The following is an 813-nucleotide window of genomic DNA, read 5'->3' on the forward strand; positions in this document are numbered from 1 at the left end:
GTTAGGCGTCAGCTGTTCGAAATTACCGCCCGTAGCGCTGTCGATGGTCACGCTAACGGTCGAGCCGTTGTTGTAAACGTCGTTGGCCGGGGTCTGGAAGTCGATACTGCCCTGAGTCTTGCCAGCCTCAACGGTGATGACTTGGCCGTTGGACAAGGTCACAGTTACCGGAGTCTGGGCCGGGTTGGTCAGCGTCACGGTGTAAGTGATGACGCCGCCTTCGGTCACGCTCGGCGAAGCCGTCAGCGTGGCAGTGGTGGTATCGATCGAATCATTGATCGTGGTAACCGCAGCCGCTGGATTCGGGGTCAGCTGCTCGAAGTTACCGCCCGTGGCACTGTCGATGGTCACGCTAACGGTGGAACCGTTGTTGTAGACGTCGTTGGCCGGGGTCTGGAAATCGATGCTGCCCTGGGTCTTACCCGCTTCAACGGTGATGACCTGACCGTTGGACAGGGTCACGGTGACCGGAGTCTGAGCCGGATTGGTCAGGGTCACGGTGTAAGTGATGACACCGCCTTCGGTGACCGAAGGACTCGCGGTCAAGGTCGCGGTAGTGGTGTCGATCGAATCATTGATCGTGGTAACCGCTGGCGTCGGGTTAGGCGTCAGCTGTTCGAAGTTACCGCCCGCGGCGCTGTCGATGGTCACGCTAACGGTCGAGCCGTTGTTGTAAACGTCGTTCGCCGGGGTCTGGAAGTCGATGCTGCCCTGGGTCTTGCCTGCTTCAACGGTGATGACCTGACCATTGGACAGGGTCACGGTCACCGGAGTCTGAGCCGGGTTGGTCAAGGTCACGGTGTAGGTGATGAC

The 813-nt window shown here is 59.7% G+C and carries 1 protein-coding gene; it reads right to left on the reverse strand.

The window, feature by feature from the left end; genetic code table 11:
• The coding region (locus ACF8E5_RS17805) for an immunoglobulin-like domain-containing protein (protein ID WP_392475595.1) at positions 1–813 on the reverse strand (813 nt) is incomplete at both ends.

Source organism: Pseudomonas sp. WSY_20, assembly GCF_043104335.1.
Taxonomy (GTDB): Bacteria; Pseudomonadota; Gammaproteobacteria; order Pseudomonadales; family Pseudomonadaceae; genus Aquipseudomonas; species Aquipseudomonas parafulva_B.